Here is a 24,082-nt window from a genome sequence, read left to right on the forward strand (position 1 = left end):
CTCTGTTGTCTCCTTGGTTCTTGTTTGCGGCAATCGGATCAGCTCGCCGCGAGCTGTTGTTCAAGCCTGTGCAGCACTTCGTAGCAGCCGAGCACCTGGCCGACACTCGCGTTGGGCTCACGCCCTTCGCGGATGGCTGCCACGAACTCGCGGTCCTGCAGTTCGATGCCGTTCATCGAGACATCGACCTGCGACACGTCGATCTTTTCCTCCTTGCCGTTGATGAGATCGTCATAGCGGGCGATGTATGTCGCGCTGTCACCGATGTAGCGGAAGAAAGTTCCGAGCGGGCCGTCGTTGTTGAAAGAGAGCGAGAGCGTGCAGATTGCTCCGCTGGCAGCCTTGAGCTGGATGGACATGTCCATCGCTATGCCCAGCACCGGATGTATCGGCCCCTGGATCGCGTGGGCCTGGATGATCGGGCTGCGCGTCTGGTACATGAAGAGATCCACCGTGTGTGCGGCGTGATGCCAGAGCAGGTGATCCGTCCAGCTGCGCGGCTCGCCCAGCGCATTCATGTTGCTGCGGCGGAAGAAGTAGGTCTGCACATCCATCTGCTGGATGTTGAATCCGCCCGCCAGAATCCGCTGCCGCACCCACTGGTGGCTCGGGTTGAAGCGGCGGGTGTGGCCGCACATCGCGACGAGCCCGGTCTCGCGCTGCAGCGCCACCACCGCTTTCGCGTCGGCCAGCGAGTCGGCCATCGGAATCTCCACCTGCACATGCTTGCCGGCGCGCAGGCAGGCCATGGCCTGGCTCGCATGCATCGGCGTCGGCGTGCAGAGGATCACCGCGTCGACCTGCGGCAGCGCGAGCGCATCGTTGAGTTCGGTGCTGAAGTGCGGGATGCCGTACTTGTCGGCGATGGCATGTCCCTTGTCCGCCTCCTGGCTCACCAGCGATACGACCTTCACTCCGTCGATCACGCTCAGGGCGTCCAGATGCTTGATGCCGAAAGCGCCGGCGCCCACGAGTGCAATCCTGACTGCTGCCGTCATGTCAGTCCTCCAGGATCAGGTGGCCGACGGCGGTGTTCGACGCCGGCACATGGTAGAAGCGATGCTTCACGCGCGGGGCGGGGCCGCCGGCGATATCCGCCATCGCGCCGCGGGCGATCAGCCACATCACCAGCTCGATGCCTTCGGAGCCGGCTTCGCGCACATAGTCGATGTGCGGCATGGCGGCGAGGCCTGCCGGGTCGGCGATGAGGCGGTCGAGGAAGGCGTTGTCCCATTCGCGGTTGATGAGGCCGGCACGCGGGCCCTGCAACTGGTGGCTCATGCCGCCGGTGCCCCAGATCTGCACATTCAGGTCTTCGTCGAAGGATTCGATCGCGCGCCGGATTGCCTTGCCCAGTTCGAAGCAGCGGCGGCCCGAAGGCACCGGGTACTGCACCACGTTCACCGCAAAGGGAATCACCGCGAAGGGCCAGCGGAAATCGTCTGCCGGGCGTTCGCCACACATCAGCGAGAGCGGCACGGTGAGACCATGATCGACCGGCATGCGATTGACGATGGTGAGATCGAAATCCTCCTGGATCACGCTTTGCGCGATGTGCGCGGCAAGCTCCGGATGCCCCTTCACCGGCGGCACCGGGCGCGGGCCCCAGCCTTCATCGGCAATCGGATAATCCGCTGCGGTGCCGATTGCGAAGGTCGGGATCAGGTCCAGGCTGAAGGCATTGGCGTGATCGTTGTAGACGAGGAAGACCACGTCCGGCTTCTGTTCGCGCAGCCATTGGCGGCTGGCTTCATAACCGGCGAACACCGGTTGCCAGTAGGCTTCCTGCGTCTTGCCAAGATCCATCGCGGCGCCGATGGCCGGCACATGCGAGGTGAATGCGGCGGCGGTGATGCGGGCCATCAGAGCGTCTCCTTCTTTCTGTTTTCCCAGTCGGCCAGGCTGCGGTTGCCTTCGGCAGGGCGGCCGCCGGCGAGCATCATCTGGCGGTATTGTTCTTCGCTGAGTCCGGTCATGCTGCCGGCCATCTGCTGGAAGCTCTTGCCATCGGTGGCGCCGATCTTGGCAAGGAAGTAGATGTTGCCGCCCAGCGCGAGGCAGCGGTTCAGGTCGCGTGCGATCACCGCCTGTTTCTGGTCTTCGGTCATCGCCCATTCATCGAGATAGGCGCGTTCGTCCGCCTTGAAGCGGGCGCGGTTCTCGGCACTCATCAGCGACATGCAGAACTGGTTGAGCCAGTAGCCGAGTCGCGATTGTTCGGCGTCAAAGATGGTGGTGCCGGGGATGTCCTTGTAGGGCTTGTGCAATGGCATGTCTTGTCTCCTGTTGGCGCGCTGTGCCGGCCTCCCTGGAGGAGGCCGCAGGTCTTTGCCTGCCTGGGCCATGCGCGTGTTCAGATCGGGTGCTGCACGTTCGGGTCGACCGGCGATGTCTCTGCGCAGTTCCGGTCTTTCACCGGTTTGCGGGATAACAACTAGTCGGACTGGGTCGGGGTCAGCGCGTCTCCTCAGGCCAGTAAAGGCGCATCGGGTTGTCGACCAGCAGCTTGCGCTGCAGCTCGGCCGTGGGCGCGATGTGGGGAATGAAATCGACCAGCAGGCCGTCGTCCGGCATGTGATCCTTGAGGTTGGGGTGCGGCCAGTCGGTGCCCCAGAGCACGCGATCGGGAAACTGCTCGACGATGCGCCGTGCGAAGGGTATGACATCGCGATACGCGTGGCGCTCGCCGTCGAGTGCGCGCGGGCCGCTGAGCGAGAGCCGCTCCGGGCAGCTGACCTTGCTCCACACATTCGGATGCTCGCGCATGAAGCGCTCGAAGAGCGCGAACTGCGGGCCATCGACCGGCAGGCTCACATCCGGCCGGCCCATGTGATCCACGACTACGGTGGTCGGCAGTGCGGTGAAGAAGTCCCACAGCTCGGGCAGATCCTGGGCTTCGAAGTAGATGACCACATGCCAGCCGAGTTTTGCGATGCGACCGGCGATTTCCATCAGCTCGTCGCGCGGGGTGAAGTCCACCAGACGTTTGACGAAGTTGAAGCGCACGCCGCGCACGCCCGCTTCATGCAGGGCGCGCAACTCCACGTCTGCGATGTCACGCCGCACGGTCGCCACGCCACGCGCGAGGCCGCCGGAGTGGAGCAAGGCGTCGACCATCGCGCGATTGTCTGCACCGTGGCAGGTGGCCTGCACCACCACATTGCGCGCGAAGCCCAGCTGATCACGCAGGGCATAGAGCTGGCGTTTGCCGGCGTCGCAGGGCGTGTATTTGCGCTCCGGGGCGTAGGGAAACTCGGCGCCGGGGCCGAACACATGACAATGTGCATCGACCGCGCCAGGCGGCAGCACGAAGGCGGGTTGGCTCGGTTTGGCGTACCAGTCCAGCCAGCCGGGTGTCTTTTCGAACGAGTTCATGTGCTGTGTCTCCCCGGGTCAGTCGATGTATTTGAGGCCGGCTTTTTCGAGGCCTTCGCGCATTCTGTAGAGATCCAGCCCCAGCACGCCGGCCGCGAACTTCTCCCGCTTCTCGGCTTCCAGGTTTTCGCGCGCTTCGGCGGCATCAGCCACTTTCGCCGCAATGCTGGCGGGCACCACAACGACGCCGTCGCTATCGGCGATCACTACATCGCCCGGATTGACCAGCGCCCCCGCGCAGATCACCGGGATGTTGACCGAGCCCAGCGTGGCCTTGATCGTGCCCTTGGCGTGGATGGCCTTGCTGAAGACCGGGAAACCCATTTCCTGCAGCGTATCCACGTCGCGCACCGCGCCATCGATGATGAGACCGCGTGCGCCGCGTGCCTTGAAGGAGGTGGCGAGCAGATCGCCGAAGAATCCGTCGGCGTTGTCGGTGGTGCAGGCCGCGACCGCGACATCGCCTTCCTGCAGCTGCTCGGCGGCCACATGCATCATCCAGTTGTCGCCCGGCTGCAGCAGGATGGTGACGGCCGTGCCGCAGAGTTTCGCGCCCGGATAGATCGGCCGCATGAAGGGCTTCATCAGGCCGACGCGGCCCATGGCTTCATGGATGGTCGATACGCCGAATCGCGAGAGTTTTTCGACGGCTGCGCGGTCGGCACGCAGCACGTTGCGATAGACGACGCCGAGCTGGTTGAGGGCTTGTGTCATGAGCATGCTCTCCTTAGCGGCCACGGGCTTTCAGTGCGGCGTCCAGCCGCGGATAGACGCGGCGGGCGTTGCCTTCATAGATCTTGTAGCGCGCCTTCGGCTCGATGCCGGCGGCATCGATGTAGCGCTTCGTGTCGTCGTAGTAATGGCCGGTTTCCGGATCGATGCCGCGCACCGCGCCGATCATTTCGCTGGCAAACAGGATGTTGTCGACCGGAATCACTTTCGTGAGTAGATCGATGCCGGGCTGGTGATAGACGCAGGTGTCGAAGAAGATGTTGTTGAGCAGATGCTCCTGCAGCAGCGGCTTTTTGAGCTCCTGCGCGAGCCCGCGGTAGCGGCCCCAGTGATAGGGCACCGCGCCGCCGCCATGCGGAATCACGAATTTCAGCGTGGGAAAGTCGGCAAAAAGATCGCCGGTGAGGCACTGCATGAAGGCGGTGGTGTCCGCATTGATGTAGTGCGCGCCGGTGGCGTGGAAGCAGGCATTGCAGCTGGTGCTGACATGGATCATCGCCGGGATGTCGTACTCGACCATCTTCTCGTAGATCGGATACCAGTGCCGGTCGGTCAGCGGCGGCTCCTTCCAGTGGCCGCCGGAGGGGTCGGGATTGAGGTTGATCGCGACGAAGCCGTATTCCTTCACGCAACGCTCGATCTCCGCCACGCAACTGGCGGGATCCACGCCGGGCGACTGCGGCAGCATCGCGGCGCCGATGAAGTTGTCGGGGAAAAGCTGGCTGACGCGATGGCAGAGCTCGTTGCAGATGGCGGCCCAGGTGGATGACACCTGGAAGTCGCCAATGTGGTGTGCCATGAAGGAGGCGCGTGGCGAGAAAATCGTGAGATCCAGCCCGCGTTCGTGCATCAGCCGCAGCTGGTTGGTTTCGATGGATTCGCGCAGCTCGTCGTCGCTGATGCGCAGTTCGCTCACCGAGGGTTTCTGCGCCGGGTCGGTGATGCCGGCAATCTGGCGCTTGCGCCAGGCTTCGAGCGCTGCGGGGGCGGTGGTGTAGTGGCCGTGGCAGTCGATGATCATGGTGGTGTCCGGTGATGTGACGGTGACGGAATCAGGCGGCAGGGCCGGCGGCGTCGGTGCAGCGTCCGGAGCGAGTTTTCCGGTGGGGTTGGCGGGCATGTCGGACTGTCGTCATGAGCTGTCTCCTGTGTGCGTCACCGTTCTGTGCGGTGACTGTCCGCTGTGGCGCCTGGGGGCGCTGGAATGCATGCATTGTGGTCAGCCCCGCGGTGGCGCGACAGGCGAGGGGCCGACTAGCTGCTAGAACAATCCGGCATAGCTTGATGGCGGGTATAAGGGAAATGCCTGATCCGGAGCAGGCCCCTGCGGCCGGTAGAGTCCCTGCCAAGGGAGCGAAACATGGATCTCAGGCAGCTTGAATACTTCGTGCGGGTGGCCGAGCTGGGCAGCTTTACCCGGGCGGCCCAGGTGCTCGACATTGCCCAGCCCGCGCTGAGCCGCCAGGTGCGCATGCTCGAGGTCGAACTCCGCCAGAACCTGCTCGTGCGCAACGGCCGCGGGGCAACGCCGACCGAGGCCGGCCGCGTCCTGCTGGAGCACGGTCGCGGCATCCTGCATCAGGTCGAGCGGGTGCGGGAGGAACTCTCGCGGGTGCGCGGCGGCTTGTCCGGTCAGGTGGCAGTGGGGCTCACGCCCAGCGTGGCGCGCTTGCTGGCCGTGCCGCTGACCCGCGAATTCCGGCGCGAAGTGCCGGAGGCGCGGCTCTCGATCAGCGAGGGGCTCACCGTCAGCCTGCTGGCGGCGCTGCAGACGGGCCATGCCGATGTGGTGGTGGTGTATGCGCCGCCTTCCACACCGGGCATCGAAGCGAGCTTTCTGCTCGAAGAGGATCTGGTGCTGGTCGAGGCGCGCCCGCCGGGGCTGGCCGAGGATCCGCCCCCGCCGCCGGTCACGCTGGCCGAAGTCGTGTCGCAGCCGCTGGTGATTCCACGCCGGCCGCATGCCATCCGCATGCTGGTGGAAACCGAGTGCGTGGCGAGCGGGCTCACGCCGGACGTGGCCATCGAGATCGACGGTGTCGGCGCGATCCTGGATCTGGTCGAGGAGGGCGTGGGGCGCGCGATTCTGTCACGTCATGCGGTGAGCCGTTCGATCCGGCCTTCGGCCTTCCGCGTGCGTGACATCATTGCCTCGGGCGGCAGCCGGCTGCACATTCCGCTCTATCTGGCGGTGAGTGCCCAGCGGCCCGCCACCCGCGTGCAGATCCTGGCGCAGGACCTGATCCGCAAGCTGATGCCGGGGCTTTACGCCGGCTGAGCCAGGGCGGCGGTCGGGTAGGGTGCAGACGCTGCCGTGACGCCAAGCAGGGCACGCCCGTAATGCGCAAACACCTTCCGGGCGATCGTCCAATGCCGATGATCGTGACCGGCAGCGTCAGCGCTTCACGAGGCTGGGGCCAGAGTCAGCTGGCGAGAAAGCCGAGGTCGCTGCGGGGGAAATGGCCGATATTGGGCAGCACCTGGGGCAGGTCGCGTTCGGCGACGCCCATCCAGCGCGCAAGCGTGGCTGCGTATTGATCGACGGCGGTGGTGGGCAGCAGGCGGCCGTTGCCGACGTCGGTGCGGGTTTTCAGCGCCACATCCGGAAATTCGCCATAGATCCGGCCGCCCCGCACCGCGCCACCCACGATGAAGTGGTGGCCGCCCCAGCCGTGGTCGGAGCCGTCGCCGTTCGAGAGCAGCGCGCGACCGAAGTCCGACGCGGTAAAGAGCGTGACCTGGTCTGCCATGCCCAACTGCACCATGACCTGCTGGAACCAGGCCACCGAGCGCGCCACCGAGTCGAGCAGTTCGGCCTGCCGGTTGAGCTGGTTGTCATGGGTATCGAAACCGCCGAGGGAGACGAAGAACACCTGGCGTTTCTCGTTGAGGCCGGGGTCGTCATGCACGCCGATGAGGCGGGCGATGATCCGCAACTGGCGCACCAGCGAATTCCGGGCGAGGTCCTCGGGCAGGCTCAGGCGCGGATCGCTCTCCGGCAGTCGGGCCAGCGCGCGCGAGAGCAGGGCCTCGGCCTCCACCGAGCGTTCGACCACGGCGCGGTACTCGCGGTCGAGCAGATCGGGCTGAGCGGCGGCGATCTGCGCACGCAGGGCTGCCGCGCCCAGTGGCGAGCCGAAGACCGAGCCCGCGCTGGCGCGGTTGAATGCTATCGCCCCGGACGGGCTGATCTGGTATTGCGGCGCACGGTCGCTGGCGAGGAACACGGCGTTCTCCGAAGCGGACACGGCGGTGAAGAGTGCGTTGCCATTGCCCGCGGCGAGCATGTCGGCAATCCTGCCTCCCCAGCCGCGCTTCGCGCCTTCGGGCGAAAAAGCCTGCCAGACGGCCTGCTGGTCGTTGTGCGAAAAGAGCTTCGGCGGGCGGGGAATGTTGCTGCCATTGAAGGCTTGCGCATCGGGTATCGGCTGGATCAGCGGGCCGACGTTGGCCAGGATTGCAGCCTTGCCATCGGCATAAAGCTTCTGGACGGGCAGCAGCGCTGGATGCAGTCCGAGCCCGCTGGTGCCGAGCGGCAGGAGCTCTTCCCGCGCGATGGCGAGGCTGCTGCGTGCCTCGGCGTATCGACCGTAGTTTTCCGGCGTGAGCGGGATGACGGTGTTATGCGCATCGTTGGCGCCATACATGAAGAGGCAGACGATGGCGCGGTAGTCTTGCGGCGCGCTGGCTGCCGCGGCCGCACCGATGCCTGCGAGCTGCAGCCCGAGCGGGCCGGCGGCGCGGAGCAGGCCGAATGCACCTGCGCGGCGGAGGAATTCACGACGACTGGCCTGACTCATGCGGGCTCCTTCTGGCCGGGTCCGGTGGTGGATGCGGCGTTCATTTCTGGACCAGATACTCGGGTGACACCATGACCAGCAGGATGCCGAGCTTCACGCGGTTGATGCGGGCGCGTTCTGCGGCATCGCCCTGACCCGGCGGCAGTGGCACGGCGGCCATGGCTTCGGTGATCCGCTGGCGGGAGGCCGCCGAGAGGCGCTGCCCGGTCAGCAGCAGATCGAGCTGATCGAGCAGGCGGGCGGGCTGTCCGGCGAGCGCCGCCATTGCGCTGTAGTCGGCGCGCACGTCGCGTTTGCCGTTTTCGGCACGGCCCACGCCGGCATCGATCGTGGTCTGCATGAAGTTGGCATAGCCGGCGACCGAGCTTTCCGACACGATCTGCATCTCGGGCGCGACCAGGTTTCGCTGTGCGATCTCGCTGCCGGGGGGCATGTATCCGGGGCGGTAGAAGTTGAACACGGTGGGCGAGCGCAGCGGGCTCTGGCCAAGCGAGTTCGCCGGATTGTCAGTGTTGGGGATCAGGAAATTGCCTGAATCCGAGCGGGCGTCGAAGGCGCGCATCCACTGGGTCAGACGCAGCACCGGCTCGCGCAGCTTGCCGGTGGCTTGCGGCGCGGGGCTGCGCGCCTCGGGGTCGAGCAGCACTGCACGGATCACCGCCTGCATGTCACCCCGCACACCTGCGCCGTTGTCATTGAAAGCCTGCGTGACCCGCCCGACATAGGCCGGGCTAGGATTGCTGGTCACCAGACGCTGGATGAGCTGGCGGCCAAAGAAGGGGCCGACGTTGGGATGATTGAAGAGCCGGTCGAGTGCGATCTTCAGGTCTCCCTCGGGATCGGCGGTTTTCTGAGGCGGGATCACCACGCCGAGAAAGCGCTTTTCGCTGGTCGAGTGGAATTTCGGATAGCCCTTCATCGGCAGGATGTCCCAGCGTGGCTCCTCGTTCTGCCGGTTGAAGTGGCGGTCAGTCGTGCCCGGCCCGCCATATGAAAAGCCGGTGAAAACCCTGGCCAGACCGGTGATGTCGTCCATGCCGTAGGTCTCGACCGGCTGCCCGTCACGCAGTCGCAGGCTGCCATCCGGATTGAGTTCGTAGAGCCCGATGCTGAAGAGCTGCATGATTTCGCGCGCGAAGTTCTCGTCGGGCACGCGCCCCCTGGCAGGGTCTTCCTTCTGGTTGCGCAGGTGGGACAGGTAGATGCCCATCATCGGATGGCGGGCCACTTCCTCGAGCAGCGTGCGGAAGTCGCCGAAGGCGTTGCGGCCCAGCATGTCCCAGTAGGATGCGGCGCCGCGGATCTTCACATCGAGCTGGCCTTCGAAGGAAATCACGAAAATCTCGGAGAGCGCGAAGGCTACCCGCTGACGGAGCTGATCGGGCGCGGTTGCGGCGTTCTTCCAGAAGGTGCGGAAGAAAAGCTCCTGGCGGAGGTTCTTGCCTTTCTCGAGGCGCACATGCTCAGGCTCGATTTCCGGGAGGAATAGTGTCTGCGGCAGGCTGAACTGCTCATCCAGCCAGCGCTGATAGCTGCTCCGGGTGAGCGTGGCGATCTCATCCGGATGGGGGCCGAAGCTTGCCTGCTGCAGGAAGCGCGAGGCCTCGGCAGGGGAGGGTACGGGGTAATGCGGTGAGGTGTCGAAGAAGGGGCGCCTGACCGGCGCGGGGCCATCGGGCCAGGACCACGGATCGGCCTTGTGCGGCGCCGTGCCGCAGGCTGCGAGCAGGGCCAGCAACAGCGACAGGGTTGAGGCATGCAACAGGGTTCGGGGCATTCCACGCACTCCAGGCAACATCACTTCGGCGGATGCCGCCGAGTGTATGCCGCTGCCCGGCCGGATCAAGCATGACTCGGGTTTACCCATGAGCCTTCGGGCATAAAAAACGGCTCCGGCGTCAGGGACGCGGGAGCCGCAAGTTACGACTGAGGAGAACTGCGTGAAATCGATGCCCTAGGAGCGCGCACCGAACTTGTAGCGTTCGGGGGCTGCGCTGCGTTCTGGTGCAGCCATGGCAGGGGCGCGCGCGGCGGGCTTGAGCGCGCTGGTGTGGCCGGCGACCTGGATCATGCCCAGCTTGTCGCGCAACTCCAGCGCACTGGAGACCAGCTCGAAGTCTTCGCATTCCTCGGCGGCGTCGAGTATCTGCATCGCATACTGCGGCTCGGCGAAGAAGCGCTGGGTGTTAACGGCGAGGCCTTTCTCCTGACGGATACGGATCTTGATACGGGCAAGCAGTTGAAGAACGAGAGGATCCATGTTGTTCGCCTGTAAGGTGTGGGTACACCGGATTAGCAATTGGCATGCCTGATTGTGCCGGCGCTGCTTGCGGGGCGAGCCGGTCGTCTGGCCGGAATGCACATGGAGCGGAAAGCATTTCCGGCAAGGTGGAATTTGTGGATGGCAGGGAGACTCGATCGTGGTTTGACACGCAGTGCGGTTTTTTCCGCACGCGCGGGGCGATCAGGCGCTCTCGGCGAGCCGCTGCGGCGGGCGATGCACCGCTTCGGCCACGCCGAGCCTGGCGGTGAACCAGAATGTGGCGCCGTGTTGCAGGGAGCTGTCCACCCCGACTTCGCCGCCCATGGCTTCCGCAAGCTGCTTCACGATCGAGAGCCCCAGCCCGGTGCCGGAGCGACGCTGGCTGTCCGCATTGGCCACCTGCGTGAAGGGTTCGAAGAGCAGGTGAAGCTTGCCCGGATCGATGCCGACGCCGGTGTCGGTTACCGAGAAGGAGACCCGCTGGTGCAGCGGCATGACATCCAGATGCACGCTGCCTTCATTGGTGTAGCGGATGGCGTTGCTGATGAGGTTGGTCAGCATCTGCATGAGCCGGGGTGCGTCGCCGATCAGGAAGTCCGGCAGTTCGGGCGAGATGCTGCAGCTCAGACTGAGTTTCTTGCCGTGCGCGAAGTCTTCCTGCAGCGCGAGAGTGTCTTCCACCAGCTGGCGGAGGCTGAACACTTCCTGGATCAGCTCGAGCTTGCCGGCCTCGATGCGGGAGAAGGTCAGGATGTCGTTGATGATACCCAGCAGCCAGTGGCCGGCCTTGTGAACGTTGTGCGAGTAGCGGCGCTGTTTCTCGCTGAGCTCGGTGCCGCGGAGCAGCTCGTTCATGCTGAGGATGGCATGCATCGGCGTTCGCAGGTCGTGACTCATCGCGGCGAGGAAATCGGACTTCGTGCGGTTGGCCTTGTCTGAGGCGTCGCGTGCCTTGACGAGCTCATGCTCGCGCTCCTCGATCCGGTCGAGCAGACGGTTGAATCCGCCGACCAGCAGACCGATCTCGTCATCCCGCTGGGCCGGTACGCGCGCGGAATAGTCACCGGGATGGGCCTGGAGGTCCGACACGACTTTCATCAGGGCGGAAATCGGTTGGGTGACGAAATGCCGCAGCATGGCGTAGAGCACCAGCAAGCCCAGCAGGCCGACGCATCCGCCGGCGATGACGCCAGCCTGCAGCATGTGGCGGATCTTGTTCTCGATGTCGGAGCGCGGAAAGGCGACGATGACATTGGCAATGGGCCGGCCGCTGGCGCTGAGCACCGGTTCGATGACCGCGTAGCTTGCTTCGTCCGGAATGCGGGTGTCGCTGCGTCCTTGTCGAAGGGCTTCGAGCAGCGGTTGCGAGCCGATTTTCGTGCCGGAGAGTCCGGGCCGGTCCGCGAAGAGGATCTCGCCTTCCGGGGAGGCAACCAGCGCGTACTCCACGCCCGGATAGGAGCGCACCGCTTCGCGGCACTGAGCGTCGAAGCCGGTGATGTCGGCAATCGCGATGCCGAGGCTGTTGATGCGCTGGAGCTGGATGCTGAGGCCCCGGGCCACCGCATGCGAGCGCGACTGCAGCAGCTCGACATGGTGGGTCAGATAGACGAGCGTGCCGGTGACGGCGAAGCTCGCAGTCACGAACACGATGACCAGAGCGGCAATGGCGAGGATCTTGCTGCGAAGCCCGAGGCGCATCAGCGGTTCCAGATGTAGGTCGTGATCACGGTGGAGGAAAGCAGTTGCGTGGAGGGCGGGCGAATGCCCAGCGCTCTGGCGCGTGCGAGGCTGATCACCGGCTCGCCCTTGGTCGTGGCCCGGATCGGCAGGGAAGCCGGCGAGCGCTTGTCGACGAGGATCGCGCGGGCAAGCTTGCCGGCTTCGAGTCCCTGTTCATAGGCCGACACGGTGACGCCGGCGAGGGTGCCGTGCAGCATGCGGTCATCCCAGAAAGAGATGTCGGGTACCTGGCTGTTCTCGGCGAGCCAGCGCTGCAGCTGCGGATAAGGCACATCCTTGCCCTTGTCATCCTTGAAGTTGAAGTTGCCCAGGATCAGGTAGGCGTCCGCCCGGTTGGGGTTCTTCAGTACCTGCTGCTGGAAGTCGGCATAGGCCACGGGTTGATCGACGCCGACGATCTCGAACTCGCGATGCTCTCTTGCGAGGCTGCGGATACGGCCGATGACCTGGGGCCAGTAACGGGCGTTGTCCGACAGCACCTGGATTCTTTTTGCGCCCGGCTTGAGCGTCTGAAGGAGATGGATGGATTCGACGATGTGCTCGCGCTCGAGCACGCCGGTGATGTTCTTCGCGCCCTCGATGCCATGATCTTCGGCGCTGCGGTTGACGCCGCTGAATACGAAGGGGATGTTGCTGTTGGCATAGTGTCGGACGACCAGCTCGATCGCATCGTCGTCAGAGGTGTAGACCAGATCCGGCTTCCAGTTGTCGATCAGCTGCCGTGCGCGCTCCGCATTGAGCGTTTTTTCCTCATCGCTGCTCTGGCGTTTGGTGTCGAGCTGGAAGATCCTGATCTCGGGCTTGAGCGAGGCTCCCAGGCCGGCCCTGAATCCGTCGAGCTGGCCATCGGTCCAGCGGTAGGGCGAATTGAAACTCATGATGTGCAGGATCCGGAAACCGCCGGTTTGTGCTGCGAGTCCCGGTTCGAGCAGCGCGAGAACCAGCAGTGCTGCCAGGGCAAGACGTTTGAGCATGGTGGGCGTGCTTTCCGGTTTCGGTGTACGGCGGATCGACTGGCGAATCATGAGGCCGGCCCGGGCCCGGTGAAAGCCTCTCTCCGGGCAAATCCGCCGAATGGCTTCAATCCGGTGCGGTGTCGCAACACTCGGGCGAATGGGGCAGAATGGCGCCCTTTCCTGCTTCAGCCCGGATGACCCTCATGAGTACCGATACCGAATTCACCCTGCCTGCCGACCCCCTCGAGGAGCTTGCTCCGCGTGAGGTGCAGATCCAGGCGGCCCGGCTCGTGCAGGAGGCCTTCGGCGCGGCCTTGCGGCTCAGCGCACAGGGCGGCGAGAGCAAACAGCTCGATGAAGCACTCGGACGCCTGGCGGACCATCTGCGCGAGTGGTCGCGCATGACCACGCTCGAGTCGGCCCATCTGCGCATGGCGCTGCTGCTGGCGGGCCTCGATCAGTGGGGCCTGGCCTACAGCAAGGTCTTCGGTCCGGCTGCGCTGGCCGGTGTGTCAGCCATCCTCGCCGATCTGCGTGACGGGCTGGGTGTGGAGGAAGAAGCCGCCTGCCAGCGTTACATGGACATGCTGCACGATCTGGAAGCCACCGCCATCGAATACAAGATCGCGCTGCGCCGCGAGCTGCACCTGGCGCTGTGGCACACGATGATCGCCAGTGAAGACCGTGCCCAGGCAGAAACGCTGATGAGCCTCCTGGGCGGCATGCTGCTGGCGCTGAACAAGCTGATGCCCATCATGGGCTGGCGGATCATTGCCGATGCGCTCTCGATGATCCAGATCCGCTGCCTGCAGCACGGCCTCGCGAGCGAAGGGCTGGGCATGGAGATGACTCAGGGCCTGTTTGCCGGCCTGCTGGCCGAGCTGCCCGAGGCGAGCGTGAAGCTGGTGAGCTCGCATTCGGCAGAAGCCGTGCATGCGTGGCAGGAAGCCCGCCGCAACACGCAGCACTGAGCGCCTGACCACGCCCCTGCCGGTTCAGACCGGCAGGCCGAGTTCGCGCAGATGCTGGCGCAGCAGATGCGGCGCGGTGAAGTGGATCGCACGCATGCCCAGACGCCGTGAGGCTTCCACGTTTGCGGCGCTGTCGTCGATGAAGACGGCTTGCTCCGGCTTCACGCCGTAGCGTTGGAAGAGCAGTTCGTAGATGGCCGGGTCCGGCTTGATCACGCCTTCGTCGCCTGACACGACGATGCCTTCGAATTCGCCCAGGAAATCGTAGAGCCGGCGCGCGCGGGGAAAGGTTTCCGACGAGAAGTTGGTCAGCGCCAGCACGCGCAGCCCGGCCGCCTTGAGCTCATGCAGCAGCGCGACCGATTCCTCGAAGGCGGGCGCGACGGACTCCTCCCAGCGATCGTAATAGGCCTGCAGCAGGTGGCGGTAGTGCGGGAATTTCGCGCCGTGGGTTTCGATGCCGACAGCGAAGGGCTGGCCGGCATCATGGGCCGCATTCCAGTGATTGAAGTCCACGTCCTGCAGGAAGCGATCGATCGCTGCTTCGTCTGCCAGCAGCTTCCTGAACAGCCAGCGCGGCTCCCATGGGATCAGCACGTTGCCGAGGTCAAAGACAATGGTATTTATCATTCCTGGGACGGGGACTCAGTGTTTGCCGCGTTTCCTGACGTTTTCGACATAGGCCAGCGCGTCCAGCGGCTTGCCGCTGCGCTGGGCTTCGAACAGGGTTTCGCCGAGGGCTTCGAGCAATTCGTGCAGGGCAGCGTGACGATCGTCGCCATGACGGCGCAGACAGCCGTCATATGCTGAACGAATGCCGGGCGGTTGGTCGATGCTGAGCTGTTCGTGAATCGCCAGATGCAGCGAGAGGTGCAGGAAGGGATTGATCTGGCCGTCTTCCGGCGCGAAGTCCCGCTCGACGGCGTCCGGGTGTTCCAGCAGCGCGTGGTATTCCGGATGCTGGAAAACCAGCTCGGCCGCGATGTCTTCCATCTGGCTCAGGGTTTCCTTCTCGCGATGCTTGCGCCAGCTTTCGATGAAGAACTGGCGAACCTGGTCTCGACTGGGATTGAACATGGCTTTCAGTGGGCGGAATCGGGCAGGGGCGGGGTGGCGTCAGCGCCAGTCTTGTCGGGGCTCTGGCAGAGATCGCGCACGATGCACTGGCTGCATCGGGGGCTGCGGGCGGTGCACACATAGCGACCGTGCAGGATCAGCCAGTGATGCGCATCGACCAGATATTCCTTCGGGATACGGCGCATGAGCGCGTCCTCGACCGCGCGCACATCCTTGCCTGCCGCCAGTCCCATGCGGTTGCCGACACGAAAGATGTGGGTGTCGACCGCCATCACCGGTTCGCGCCAGATGGCATTGAGCACCACATTCGCCGTTTTCCGGCCCACGCCTGGCAGCGCTTCGAGCGCCTCGCGCGAGCGGGGGACTTCGCCTGCATGGCGCTCGAGCAGCTGGCGGCACAGCATGGCGACATTCTTCGCCTTGTTGCGGAAGAGGCCGATGGTCTTGATGTATTCGGCGATACCGGCTTCGCCCAGCGTTGCCATGGCTTCGGGCGTGGGCGCTGCCGGAAACAGCCTGCGGGTGGCGAGATTCACCCCCTTGTCAGTGGCCTGGGCGGAGAGCACGACGGCCACCAGGAGCTGGAAGGGCGTTTCATATTCCAGCTCGGTCACCGGATGCGGATTGGCGGCCTGCCATCGCGAAAAAGCTTCGGCGACCGCCGCCTTGCTCATCGGCCGGGGCATCTCAGGGCCTTATCCGGAGTGGGTGGCCGGTGCGCAGCCGGCACCCTGCTGCGTACGCGCAATCGCCTGGCGGGCCTCCAGCCAGTTCTTGCCTGCGATCAGGCAGGCCAGAGCGAGGAAGGCGCCCGGGGGCAGCACGGCAAACAGGAAGCCCGGATAGTCTTCAGGCAGCACATGGATGGCGTGGGCGCCGGGAATGATCATCTCGATGCCGGCGAAGATGGCGCCGGTGCCGATGATCTCGCGGATGCTGCCGAGAATGCCCAGCACCAGCAGCAGACCGATGCCCATCGATGCTCCGTCAACGGCGGAGGGCAGCGGCGGGTTCTTGGCTGCATAGGCTTCGACCCGGGCCAGCACGATGCAGTTGGTCACGATCAGCGGCACGAAGATGCCCAGCACCACATAGAGCTGGTGCAGCCAGGCGTTCATGGCGAGATCCAGCACGGTCACGAGTGCGGCGATGATCAGGATGAAGACCGGAATCCGGATTTCATAGGGGATCAGGTTGCGCAGCGCGGAGACGGCAGCGTTCGATACGGCCATCACCAGCGTGGTGGCGAGCGCCAGACTGACGCCATTGACGAAGGAGGTCGACACGGCAAGGATCGGGCACATCCCCAGCAGCTGGGCGAGACCGGTGTTCTGGCGCCAGAATCCGTTCCAGAAGATCTCGCGGTAGTTGTAGCTGTTCATGGCTGTGCTCCTTGCGCGAACAGGCGGTCGCGGTTGGTCATGGCATAGGCTGCGGCCCGCGCCACGGCATTGCTGACGGCGCGCGGCGAGATGGTGGCGCCGGCGCGGTAGCTGATTTCACCACCATCCTTGCGCACCTTCCAGAGGGCGACGGGCGTGGTGGCCGGGTCCAGCCTGCCGAACTGGGCGATCCAGGGATTCGCCTTGTCCTTGTCCTTGTTCGGGTCGATGTAGTCGCCCAGCCCCGGGGTTTCGTGGTGATCCACCACCCGCACGCCGCCAAGCCGGCCGTCTGCTAGCACGGCAATGACCATGCGGATGCTGCCGGCATAGCCGTCCGGCGCCACGGCTTCCATGACCAGCGCGACCGGTTGCCCCGCCTTGCGTGCGCGCCAGATCTGGGCACCCTTGGGCAGACCCAGCTCCGGCGCGGCAGGCAGTGCGAGGGCGTCATTCAGCAGCGCGTTGTCATAACTTGCGGGAGGCAGGATCTCGTTGATCAGGCGCAGTTTTTCCTGCTGCACGCTTTCGGCGATGGTTTCATGGGTGGCCTGGTAGGTGCTGGCCATCAGACCGGTGAACACGATCGTGAAGGCCACCATGGTCAGCGCGGTGCGCAGCGAGAGGCCGAGGGCGGTCGGCTCGGGCAGGGTGGGTTCGCTCATGCTTTGTCCTGCGGGGAGTTCGGGTCGGGCAGCTGTCTGGCTGCCAGTTCGTCGAGTGCGCCGGCGCCAAGCAGGGCTTCCAGGCGGGGCAGCAGCGGGCCCAGGCGCTCGTCGAGGTAGCTGCGGATGGTGTCGACGGTGACCTGGGTGGCACGCTCGATCTCGATGTTGACTGCCTCACCGACCTGCTTGGCGTCAAACGTGGTGGCGCGCAGGGTTTCCGGGATGAACCAGACCGAGAAGCGGCCACTGGCGCGGTCCATGTCGCTCACGGTCAGGCTGCAGCCATTGACGGCGATGTAGCCCTTGGCGAACACGTAGCGTGCCCATTCCGCGGGCAGCTGGAAGCGCATGACCTTGTTGTTGTCCGGCGTATCGATGCTCACGATGTGCGCCGTGCAGTCGATGTGGCCCGACAGCGGATGCCCGCCGATTTCGGCGCCGTCACGGGCGGCACGCTCGACGTTCACCTGGCCACCGAGTTCGAGGTCCAGCAGGGTGGTGCGGGCAAGGCTCTCCTGCATCACATCGAAGACCGCACGACCGGCGCTGTGCCGTGTCACGGTCAGACAGCAACCGTCGACTGCCACGCTGGCGCCGATCTCGATCCCTTCGGCGAAGTCCTGCGGAAAGGCGAGTTCGACCGTCAGCAGCCCGGCCTTGCGCTCCAGCGCGACGACCTCTGCCACGCCCTTGACGATGCCTGTAAACATGCTTGCGCTCCTCAGTTCTTGTGTCCGAAGACCGGCGGCTGGGTCTTCATGTCGATCAGCGGGACGCAGATGTTCATCAGCAGCGTGGCGAAGGCAACGCCATCGGGGTAACTGCCGAATACGCGGATCAGATAGACCAGGATTGCGGCGCCGGCCGCATAGATGAGTTTGCCCCGCGGCGTGGTGCAGGCCGAGACCGGGTCGGTGAAAATGAAGAAGGCGCCGAGCATCGAGCCGCCTGCCATCAGGTGCAGGACGGGCGAAGCGTAGTGAGCGCTGTCGGCCAGCCAGAAGGCCCCTGAGAATAGCGAGAGCACGCCGAGGAAGGCGACCGGGATGTGCCAGGTGATGACGCGCTGCTGCATCAGCCACAGGCCGCCCAGCGCGAAACCGCCTGCGACCCACTCCCAGCCGCGCCCGGCCAGCGCGCCGAACACCTCGGCATTGCTCATGACGCCAGCGACCGTGGCGTCTGCCGCACGCAGCCCGGTACGCAGGGTGTCGAGCGGTGTTGCGCTGGTGATTGCGTCAGGCAGTGCAGAGGGCCACTGGCTCATCTGCGAAGGGAAGGCCACGATCATGATCGCGTAAGCCACCATCGCCGGATTGAATACGTTCTGCCCGAGGCCGCCGTACAGGTGCTTGGCGACGACGATGGCCAGCGCCGTGGCGGTGATGATCAGCCAGAGCGGGGCGATGGAGGGGAAGGCCAGTGCAACGAGCCAGGCGGTGACCACGGCGGAGAGGTCGCTCAGGAAAAGCTTCACCGGCTTGCCGCGTGCGCGCAGCATCAGCGCTTCGCAAGCGAGCGCAGTCAGCGTGGCGGCGAACAGGCGGACGAGGATGTCCGGCCCGAACTGCCACACGAAGGCGGCGATGCCCGGCAGGAGGGCGAGCAGGACCTTGAGCATCACGGTGGTGACGCTGGCAGGTTTGCGGACGTAAGGTGAGTTGTGGAGCATCAGGCAGTCCTGACCTTCATCTGTGCGCGGATCATATCCAGCACTTCGAGGTTGCGAATGGATTCATCAAGCGTCAGCAGCGGGGCATGGCCAGCCAGGATGGCGGCCGAGAATTCCCGCACCTGGGCGGTATAGCGGTCGGTCGCCGCGACCTCGATCTGCCGCGCGCCCTGGGCGGTGTGGAGCGTGAGCGCGCCGGCCTCGCCCAGAAACGGGTCCGGTATCACCAGCCGGCCGCGTGTGCCGACGATCTCCGCTCCCATCTGGCCAAACGCGTCGAACCCGCAATGCAGCGTGGCGAGCAGGCCGGAGGCGAAGCGCATGAGCACCGAGGCGTTTACATCCACGCCATCGCGGAATCCGGCTTCGACGTGCACGGCCAGCGGCAGTTCGCCGCCTGTTACCAGCCCCAGCAGGTTGAGCGGATACACGCCAACGTCATACAGCGCGCCACCCCCGAGTTCCGGCTTCATCTTGATCGTGCCTTCACGATCCAGGAAGAAGCGGAAGCTCGCGTTCAGATGCCGGATCTCGCCCAGTTCGCCCGAGGCCAGCACTTCGCGCACGCGTGCCGTGCGGTCCGAGTAGCGGTACATGAAGGCTTCCATCAGCACGCGATCATTGCGCGCCGCAGCCGCTGCCATCTCGCGCGCCTGCGCGGCATCAAGGGCCAGCGGTTTTTCGCAGAGCACATGCTTGCCTGCGTCCAGCGCCCGGATCACCCATTCGTGATGCATCGAGTTGGGCAGGGGAACGTAGACCGCCTGCACGGCCGGGTCGGCGAGCACATCTTCATAGCGTGTGCTGCAGATCACGCCCGGACTCTGCGCTTCGATTTCAGACTGTTTTGCAGCGTCGCGCGTGGCCAGCCGGTGCAGGCGGCTCTTGCCGCTCGCCTGCAGCGCCGGGATCAGTTGCAGCCGGGCAATGCGGGCATAGCCCAGGATGCCCCAGTTCAGTTGCTGCGTCATGAGGGCTCCTGATCCGTGCTGTCGGCGGCCGCAGCCTTGCGTGCTCTGGCGCGTTCAAGGGCAGCGTCGATCAGGGCCTGCTTTTCTTCGGCGGAGAGCACTTTCTTTTCCGGCTTCGGGGTGTCGGCGCCCGCCACTGCGGCTTCCGCCTTGCGCGCCTTGGCGCGCGCAATGGCCGCTGCGACCGGATCGTCTTCCGCGCTGGCGGTTTGTTGCGCTGCGACCTCTTCCGGCGCTGCAGGCGCTGCCGCCGCCTCTTTCTTTGCCTTTGCCTTGGCCAGCGCCGCTTCGATCTTCGCCTGTTTCTCTTCTTCGGTCAGGGGCGCGCTGGCGGGCTTCTCGGTCTGCGATGCCGCTTCACCCGAGGCGGCTTCCTTCTTCGCGCGGGCCTTGGCCAATGCAGCTTCGACCATCGCCTTCTTGTCGTCTTCCGACAGCGCGGGTCTGGCAGGCTTGTCTTCAGTCGGGGCGCTATCCATGCCGGCAGCGGCCGCTTCCTTCTTCGCCTTGGCGCGCGCCATGGCGGCTTCGATCAAGGCCTTCTTGCCGTCTTCGGTGCTGCTGCCTGCTGCATCGCTTGCCGGATCGGCTGCGGGGGCGTCCTTGGTCTTGGCTTCCGCTGCCGCGCGGCTCGCGGCGGTGCGGGCGGCCAGCTTTTCGGCTTTCTCGCGTTTTTCGCGCTCGATGCGGTCATTGCGGGCTTCGAAGCGCACGCGGGCTTCGTCTGCCGCATCCTTCTTGCGCTCGCGGTCCCAGATTTCAGTCTTGGAGAAGCGGAAATAGTCGACCAGCGGAATGTGAGAGGGGCATACGAAGCTGCAGCAACCGCACTCGATGCAGTCAAAGAGACTGTATTCCTGGACCTTGCCGAAATTCTTCGAGCGGCTGTGCCAGTACATCTCGAAAGGCTGCAGGTCGGTCGGGCAGGCGCGTGCGCACTCACCACAGCGGATGCAGGGCATCTCGGGCGGCGGCGGCGGGAAGAGCGCCGGGCTGGAGGCGATCACGCAGTTGGTCGCCTTGACCACCGGTACATCGAAGGTCGGCATGCGGAAGCCCATCATCGGGCCACCCATCACGAAGGCATCGGTGTCGTCCTTCCAGCCGGCCTGCTCCACCAGAAATGCCATCGGCGTACCGAAGAGCACTTCATGGTTGCGTGGCGAGCCGACATTGCCGGCGACCGTCACGATGCGTGAGATCAGGGGCCGGCCCAGTTCGATGGCTTGCTGGATGGCGTAGGCCGTGCCCACGTTGAAGCACTGCACGCCGTAGTCGGTGGAGCGCTGGCCGTGCGGCACCTCGATGCCGGTGAGCACGCGGATGAGCTGCTTGGCGCCTCCCGCCGGGTAGCGCGTTGGCACCGGCACGGTCTGGATGCTGCGGTCGCCCTGGGCGGCACATGCCGACTGCATGGCGGCAATGGCTTCGGGCTTGTTGTCCTCGATGCCGATGAGCACTTCTTCGGCACCGAGCAACTCGCGCATGATCACGATGCCGCGCAGGATGTCGCTGCTGCGCTCACGCATCAGCAGGTCATCACAGGTAATGAAGGGCTCGCACTCCGCACCGTTGATGACCAGCGTTTTCATCGGCGTGTTGCGGCCTGCCCTGAGCTTCATGTGGCTGGGGAAGACCGCGCCGCCCAGGCCGACCACGCCGGCGTCCCTTAGCCAGTCGCGTACCGCATCGGCACTCTGGCTTCGCCAGTCGAGCGGCGTGAGTTCGGTCCATTGATCGAGACCATCCGGTTCGATGACGACGCTGAGCATCGAGAGGCCGGAGGTGTGCGCCATGATGCGCGGCTCGACTGCGATCACCTTGCCGGAAGTCGGTGCATGGACGGCTGCCGAGAAGTTGCCGTCGGCCGCGCCGATGCGCTGCCCCTTGAGCACGCGCTCGCCCGCAGAGACGAGCGGTTGCGGAATGCCGCCCACACTCTGGTGCAAGGGCACGACGAACTGCGCCGGCAGCGGCATGCTGGCCAGCGGTACGATCGGATCACGCGAGGATTCGGTCTTGTGGGTGGCCGGCTTCACGCCACCGTTGAATGAGAAAAGCTTGCGCAAGGCGTTCATGCGGTACTCCCCGGCGAAACCTGCCTGAGCTGGAAGGTGGGATAGCGCCACTTCCAGGTATCCACGGTTTCTTCAACGGGTTTCATGGTGATGCAGTCCACCGGGCAGGGCGCGATGCACAGTTCGCAGCCGGTGCAGAGCGGCGCAATGATGGTGTGCATCTGCTTGGCCGCGCCCGAGATCGCGTCGACCGGGCAGGCCTGCAGGCAGAGCGTGCAGCCGATACAGGTCTGCTCGTCGATGAAGGCGACAGCCTTCGGTTTCTCGACACCGTTTTCGGCGTTGAGGGGTTTGAATTCGCGGCCGAGCAGATCGGCAAGCTTGTGGATGCCATCTTCTCCGCCGGGCGGGCAGCAGTTGATGTCCGCCTCGCCATTGGCGATGGCGGTGGCATAGGGCTTGCAGCCGGGAAAGCCGCACTGACCGCATTGCGTCTGCGGCAGGATGGCATCGATCTTTTCAACCAGCGGGTCGCCTTCGACCTTGAACTTCAGGGAGGCGTAACCGAGCACGGCACCGATCAGGATGGCGAGCCCGGTCATGACGAGCAGTGCGGAAATCATCTGAGCTTGTCCAGTCCGGCAAATCCGAGGAAGGCGAGGCTCATCAGCCCGGCCGTCACCAGTGCGATCGGCGTGCCCTTGAATGGCAAGGGGATTTCGGCGCCTTCAAGCCGCTCGCGCAGACCGGCGAAGAGCACCAGCGCCAGCGAGAAGCCCGATGCGCTGCCCAGACCGAACAGCAGGGCTTCGATGAATCCGTGCTGGAAATTGACCGAGAGCAGCGGGATGCCGAGCACGGCACAGTTGGTCGTGATCAGCGGCAGGTAGATGCCGAGCACCTGATGCAGTTCGGGGCTGGTCTTCTGGATCACCAGTTCGGTGAATTGAACGATGGCCGCGATCATCACGATGAAGGCGAGCGTGCGCAGATAGGCCAGATCGAAGGGTTGCAGCAGGTAGTGCTCGATCAGGTAGCTGCTGCCGCAGGCGAGCGTCAGCACGAAAGTGGTGGCCGCACCCATGCCGATGGCGGTTTCCAGTTTCTTGGAAACGCCAAGGAAGGGGCAGAGCCCCAGGATACGGACGAACACGACGTTGTTGACGAGAACAGCGCCGATCAGCAGGAAAATGTATTGAGCCATGGTCTCAAGCTCCGGGAACAGCCGCGATTATCCGCGCAGGGGGCCATTCGCCCAAGCGCAGGGATGTTATAGGGGTATGTGCTCGCGGCATAAAGCCGCCCGGAGCGTTCAAAGCGAGGTCTCGGTCGCTTGAGCGTGTCCGCCGGCCTCTTGCGACGGCGAGCCGTCAGGTCGCCGGGGCGGGCTGATGGGTGACCGCCCGAGCTGATCCGCTTACTCGGTTTCCGCTGCGTCCCGCTGGTACTTGCGGGTGGCTGCCACGCAGTCCGCGACCATGCCCGGCCCGCCATAGATGAAGCCGGTGTAGACCTGGACCAGCGAAGCGCCGGCCTGCAGCTTCTCCAGTGCATCGGTGCCGTTCATGACGCCGCCGACCGCGATCACGGGCAGCTCGCCGGCGAGCTTGGCCGAGAGCGAGCGGACGACTTCGGTGGCTTGCTCCCGCAGGGGGGCGCCGGAGAGTCCGCCGGCCTCCTGGGCGTGCGCGAGTCCCTGCACCGCATCCCGCGAGAGGGTGGTGTTGGTGGCGATGACGCCATCGATGCGGTGGCGTCGCAGCGCGTCCGCGATGTTGGTCAGCTGTGCCTCGTCCACATCCGGGGCGATTTTCAGTGCGATCGGCACATAGCGGCCGTGCTGTTCGGCCAGCTCGGTCTGACGCTGCTTGAGACGGCCGAGCAGGCTGTCGAGCTCGGATTCCCCCTGAAGGGCCCGCAGGTTCCTGGTGTTCGGCGACGAGATGTTGGCGGCGACATAGCTGGCGTAGCCATAGACCTTGTCCAGGCAGGCGAGGTAATCATCCGCGGCGTTTTCGATCGGGGTGTCGAAATTCTTGCCGATCGAGATACCGAGCACGCCCTTGAAGCGGGAGGCTCGCACATTGGCCAGGAGCGTGTCGACGCCGTGATTGTTGAAGCCCATGCGGTTGATGATGGCCTGACGCTCCGGAATGCGGAACATGCGCGGCTTGGGGTTGCCCGGCTGCGGGCGCGGAGTGACGGTGCCGACTTCGATGTGACCGAAGCCGAAACTTGCCAGTCCGTCGATGGCCTCACCGTTCTTGTCGAGCCCGGCCGCCAGTCCGATCCGGTTCGGGAAGCGCACGCCCATGATCTCGATGCTTTCGCTCGCCACGACATGACGCGCAGGCATCATGCCGCCGAGGTTGCGCAGGCTCCAGATCGAGAGTTCATGGGCGCATTCGGGATCCAGCGAGAACAGCAACGGGCGGGCAAGTGAATAGATCATCG

General features: G+C 65.0%; 24 protein-coding genes and 1 pseudogene. 2 read left to right on the plus strand and 23 right to left on the minus strand.

Annotated features, from left to right (window positions below):
* Window positions 1-38: 38 nt before the first annotated feature.
* The 6 genes from ABDB87_RS09000 to ABDB87_RS09025 form a co-directional block, all read right to left on the minus strand.
* Window positions 39-998, minus strand: coding sequence for a Gfo/Idh/MocA family oxidoreductase (locus ABDB87_RS09000; protein WP_345926142.1), 960 nt, complete (start codon window positions 996-998; stop codon window positions 39-41).
* Between the two features lies 1 nt (window position 999).
* Window positions 1,000-1,863: a class III extradiol dioxygenase subunit beta gene (locus ABDB87_RS09005; protein WP_345926145.1), complete on the minus strand. Its 864-nt coding sequence runs from the start codon at window positions 1,861-1,863 to the stop codon at window positions 1,000-1,002.
* Window positions 1,863-2,273 (minus strand): protocatechuate 4,5-dioxygenase subunit alpha, encoded by a 411-nt coding sequence (ligA, locus tag ABDB87_RS09010; RefSeq protein WP_345926147.1) that lies wholly within the window; start codon window positions 2,271-2,273, stop codon window positions 1,863-1,865. The genes ABDB87_RS09005 and ligA overlap by 1 nt, the downstream gene beginning before the upstream one ends.
* 181 nt (window positions 2,274-2,454) lie before the next feature.
* On the minus strand, window positions 2,455-3,375 hold the full coding sequence (locus ABDB87_RS09015; RefSeq protein ID WP_345926149.1) for an amidohydrolase family protein: 921 nt from the start codon (window positions 3,373-3,375) through the stop codon (window positions 2,455-2,457).
* 18 nt (window positions 3,376-3,393) lie between these two features.
* Window positions 3,394-4,089: a 4-carboxy-4-hydroxy-2-oxoadipate aldolase/oxaloacetate decarboxylase gene (gene ligK, locus ABDB87_RS09020; RefSeq protein ID WP_345926151.1), complete on the minus strand. Its 696-nt coding sequence runs from the start codon at window positions 4,087-4,089 to the stop codon at window positions 3,394-3,396.
* Between the two features lie 13 nt (window positions 4,090-4,102).
* Complete coding sequence (locus ABDB87_RS09025; RefSeq protein WP_345926153.1) at window positions 4,103-5,227, minus strand: amidohydrolase family protein; 1,125 nt, start codon at window positions 5,225-5,227, stop codon at window positions 4,103-4,105.
* A 240-nt stretch (window positions 5,228-5,467) separates the two neighbouring features.
* Between ABDB87_RS09025 and ABDB87_RS09030 the strand changes: the two genes are divergently transcribed.
* Entirely contained in the window at window positions 5,468-6,385 is a 918-nt protein-coding gene (locus tag ABDB87_RS09030) for a LysR substrate-binding domain-containing protein (RefSeq protein WP_345926155.1), read from the plus strand.
* Between the two features lie 145 nt (window positions 6,386-6,530).
* On the opposite strand, the gene ABDB87_RS09035 is transcribed toward ABDB87_RS09030, so the two are convergent.
* The 5 genes from ABDB87_RS09035 to ABDB87_RS09055 all read right to left on the minus strand — a co-directional run bounded on the left by ABDB87_RS09035 (window position 6,531) and on the right by ABDB87_RS09055 (window position 12,887).
* On the minus strand, window positions 6,531-7,907 hold the full coding sequence (locus tag ABDB87_RS09035) for a DUF1501 domain-containing protein (protein WP_345926157.1): 1,377 nt from the start codon (window positions 7,905-7,907) through the stop codon (window positions 6,531-6,533).
* 40 nt (window positions 7,908-7,947) lie between these two features.
* Window positions 7,948-9,684 carry a DUF1800 domain-containing protein gene (locus ABDB87_RS09040; RefSeq protein WP_345926158.1) on the minus strand — a complete coding sequence of 579 codons (1,737 nt, stop codon included), beginning with the start codon at window positions 9,682-9,684 and terminating at the stop codon, window positions 7,948-7,950.
* A gap of 177 nt (window positions 9,685-9,861) precedes the next feature.
* Window positions 9,862-10,167, minus strand: a complete 306-nt coding sequence (locus tag ABDB87_RS09045) for a hypothetical protein (RefSeq protein WP_345926160.1) — start codon at window positions 10,165-10,167, stop codon at window positions 9,862-9,864.
* Between the two features lie 204 nt (window positions 10,168-10,371).
* Window positions 10,372-11,871, minus strand: a complete 1,500-nt coding sequence (locus tag ABDB87_RS09050; RefSeq protein WP_345926162.1) for an ATP-binding protein — start codon at window positions 11,869-11,871, stop codon at window positions 10,372-10,374.
* On the minus strand, window positions 11,871-12,887 hold the full coding sequence (locus tag ABDB87_RS09055) for an ABC transporter substrate-binding protein (protein ID WP_345926164.1): 1,017 nt from the start codon (window positions 12,885-12,887) through the stop codon (window positions 11,871-11,873). The genes ABDB87_RS09050 and ABDB87_RS09055 overlap by 1 nt, the downstream gene beginning before the upstream one ends.
* Before the next feature lie 185 nt (window positions 12,888-13,072).
* Between ABDB87_RS09055 and ABDB87_RS09060 the strand changes: the two genes are divergently transcribed.
* A complete protein-coding gene (locus ABDB87_RS09060) occupies window positions 13,073-13,840 on the plus strand; it encodes a hypothetical protein (RefSeq protein WP_345926166.1) in 768 nt (255 codons plus the stop codon).
* Between the two features lie 24 nt (window positions 13,841-13,864).
* Here ABDB87_RS09060 and ABDB87_RS09065 read toward each other — a convergent pair whose 3' ends face one another.
* The 12 genes and pseudogenes from ABDB87_RS09065 to ABDB87_RS09120 form a co-directional block, all read right to left on the minus strand.
* Entirely contained in the window at window positions 13,865-14,470 is a 606-nt protein-coding gene (locus tag ABDB87_RS09065) for an HAD family hydrolase (RefSeq protein WP_345926168.1), read from the minus strand.
* A gap of 15 nt (window positions 14,471-14,485) precedes the next feature.
* On the minus strand, window positions 14,486-14,917 hold the full coding sequence (locus ABDB87_RS09070; RefSeq protein WP_345926170.1) for a DUF1841 family protein: 432 nt from the start codon (window positions 14,915-14,917) through the stop codon (window positions 14,486-14,488).
* A gap of 5 nt (window positions 14,918-14,922) precedes the next feature.
* Entirely contained in the window at window positions 14,923-15,591 is a 669-nt protein-coding gene (nth, locus tag ABDB87_RS09075; RefSeq protein ID WP_345926171.1) for an endonuclease III, read from the minus strand.
* A gap of 21 nt (window positions 15,592-15,612) precedes the next feature.
* Complete coding sequence (gene rsxE / locus ABDB87_RS09080; protein WP_345926172.1) at window positions 15,613-16,299, minus strand: electron transport complex subunit RsxE; 687 nt, start codon at window positions 16,297-16,299, stop codon at window positions 15,613-15,615.
* Complete coding sequence (gene rsxG, locus ABDB87_RS09085; RefSeq protein WP_345926174.1) at window positions 16,296-16,964, minus strand: electron transport complex subunit RsxG; 669 nt, start codon at window positions 16,962-16,964, stop codon at window positions 16,296-16,298. The genes rsxE and rsxG overlap by 4 nt, the downstream gene beginning before the upstream one ends.
* Window positions 16,961-17,677, minus strand: a complete 717-nt coding sequence (locus tag ABDB87_RS09090) for a riboflavin synthase subunit alpha (RefSeq protein ID WP_345926176.1) — start codon at window positions 17,675-17,677, stop codon at window positions 16,961-16,963. The genes rsxG and ABDB87_RS09090 overlap by 4 nt, the downstream gene beginning before the upstream one ends.
* Before the next feature lie 11 nt (window positions 17,678-17,688).
* Window positions 17,689-18,639: an RnfABCDGE type electron transport complex subunit D gene (locus ABDB87_RS09095; protein WP_345926178.1), complete on the minus strand. Its 951-nt coding sequence runs from the start codon at window positions 18,637-18,639 to the stop codon at window positions 17,689-17,691.
* Window positions 18,639-19,610, minus strand: a complete 972-nt coding sequence (locus tag ABDB87_RS09100) for a Gfo/Idh/MocA family protein (protein ID WP_345926180.1) — start codon at window positions 19,608-19,610, stop codon at window positions 18,639-18,641. Before ABDB87_RS09100 ends, ABDB87_RS09095 begins: the two co-directional genes overlap by 1 nt.
* A 332-nt stretch (window positions 19,611-19,942) precedes the next feature.
* A pseudogene (gene rsxC / locus ABDB87_RS09105) lies at window positions 19,943-21,688 on the minus strand (electron transport complex subunit RsxC); the annotation flags it as partial.
* Window positions 21,685-22,251 carry an electron transport complex subunit RsxB gene (rsxB, locus tag ABDB87_RS09110; protein ID WP_345926182.1) on the minus strand — a complete coding sequence of 189 codons (567 nt, stop codon included), beginning with the start codon at window positions 22,249-22,251 and terminating at the stop codon, window positions 21,685-21,687. The pseudogene rsxC and the gene rsxB, both read right to left, overlap by 4 nt.
* A complete protein-coding gene (gene rsxA / locus ABDB87_RS09115; RefSeq protein WP_345926184.1) occupies window positions 22,248-22,832 on the minus strand; it encodes an electron transport complex subunit RsxA in 585 nt (194 codons plus the stop codon). The genes rsxB and rsxA overlap by 4 nt, the downstream gene beginning before the upstream one ends.
* A 213-nt stretch (window positions 22,833-23,045) precedes the next feature.
* Window positions 23,046-24,080: a quinone-dependent dihydroorotate dehydrogenase gene (locus ABDB87_RS09120; RefSeq protein WP_345926186.1), complete on the minus strand. Its 1,035-nt coding sequence runs from the start codon at window positions 24,078-24,080 to the stop codon at window positions 23,046-23,048.
* Window positions 24,081-24,082 lie beyond the last annotated feature (2 nt).

Source organism: Uliginosibacterium paludis, assembly GCF_039631355.1.
GTDB classification, from domain to species: Bacteria; Pseudomonadota; Gammaproteobacteria; order Burkholderiales; family Rhodocyclaceae; genus Uliginosibacterium; species Uliginosibacterium paludis.